Source organism: Staphylococcus sp. HMSC072B07, from assembly GCF_001815505.1.
GTDB lineage: Bacteria > Bacillota > Bacilli > Staphylococcales > Staphylococcaceae > Staphylococcus > Staphylococcus simulans.
Genome location: NZ_KV820956.1, coordinates 4,285 through 5,981 on the forward strand (window position 1 = coordinate 4,285; position 1,697 = coordinate 5,981).

The 1,697-nt window shown below is 27.1% G+C and carries 1 protein-coding gene; it reads right to left on the minus strand.

The annotated features are described in order from the left end of the window. Nucleotides 1–241 precede the first annotated feature (241 nt). Nucleotides 242–373 carry a beta-class phenol-soluble modulin gene (locus HMPREF3031_RS11795; protein ID WP_070684448.1) on the minus strand — a complete coding sequence of 44 codons (132 nt, stop codon included), beginning with the start codon at nt 371–373 and terminating at the stop codon, nt 242–244. Between the last annotated feature and the right edge of the window lie 1,324 nt (nt 374–1,697).

Genomic DNA, 1,697 nt, shown 5'->3' on the forward strand with positions numbered 1-1,697 from the left:
AACCTTATCTTCAAAAGTGATATTTTTATCTTTATTTCCAAACGTTATTGATAGAGTAATTAGACATAGGCGCATTATCCCCTTAATTATTGGTGGTAGAATACTTCTAATTATAGAAATAATTACGCTTTTTTGTATCAAAAATAGTACTAGTGATTATCACCAGTACTAAATAATATAGAGCAAAAAAATCGAGGCAGCTCCAATAATTTAATTGTTGAAGCTACCTTAATTCTTAATATTAACCAAAGAAACCAGAAATAACATCAATACCTTGAGCTAATGCTTTAGCAATATTAGTACCCATAGTTACCCAATCTTGGTTTAGACCTGACTGAATTGCTTGACCAATAGCATCTACAATACCTGCCATAAATATTCCCTCCTTACATATTAATCATTCAATTTTAAGTTAAGCTAAAGTAACAATGAGTTTCATAATAGATCAGTTATATTGTCAATAACTGTTATTAGTCTCATATTCTTTCGCTGTCACTATCTAAATTATATAAGATTCTTTGGAATTATAGTTTGAAATTTCGCATATGCTTGTTTAAAGTTCCTAAACGTTTATTTCAGCTTTATAAAACATTTATATTAGACGAGATTGTATTCTTAAGTGTATAACCATAATTCTCTTAATCCTGTGTAAAAATAAGTTTATTAAACATAGTGAATTAAGAATAACTATACAAACCAAAAACAAAAGTTTATTTGTTCTACAGAAAAATATTCTGTACCTAAAAAGTTAGAGGTTCTGTTAAAAGGAAGCAAAATAATAATGGCTCTTTGTCAAATTCGATTGATGTATAAAAATTGAGTCGAAATATACTTATTAGTTTTTTAAATTCACGGTTCAAAGATTGAATGAGATGGAAACAATCCAGAATAATTTCTACGTTTGGAAATAACTTCTTGAAAAAAATTAAGGACTATATATCCATCGTTACAGATTTAACGTTTTCTCGCACAATTTTTTCTAATATCATAAAGTAATCAAACAAAGCTCTTATCTCTGATCAGGAAGAATATCTATAATTCTGTATGTATCACCTTCACAATATATATAAAGTTCATTTTGCCTACGATATTTTTTACACTTTTAAATTCATCTATCATGATATGTTGAGGTGGTTTATTAAATGGTCTTAGTTTTACACTTCCGGCTATTTTATTAATATAACGTATCACTGATATAGTACTAATATTGTTATCTAACTCAACACTTTTACATGATCTATTTTCTCTGCTTTGATAAAGAAAATGAAGTATTAAGTTATTACCGAAGTTATAATATTGTTTGACAAAAGAATTTTTTGATACAAATGAATGACGACAGCCATGACAAAAGAATCTTTGCTTTTTTAATTCTAAATAACTAGGAGTACCTTGTGTTTTAATAATTTAATTATCGTTTTACGCTTAACGTTTTTAAGGATTAAATTATTTTGATTAACTACTCCACAGTTTTTATAACAGTCAGGCGTATATGTAAGTATTCCTTTAAAAATTAGTGTTCTTACTAATTTTCTATATGTTACTTATGGTTTTCTTCAAAAACAATGTTTTCCCCTTTTTAATCAATTATTTTTTCTTATATAATAAATAATGTGTACCTATCTTAGAACAATTTTAAAAGACCCGCTTACATTTAAAGTAAGCGGGTCTCAGACCGTAGACAAACTACCGTTATAACT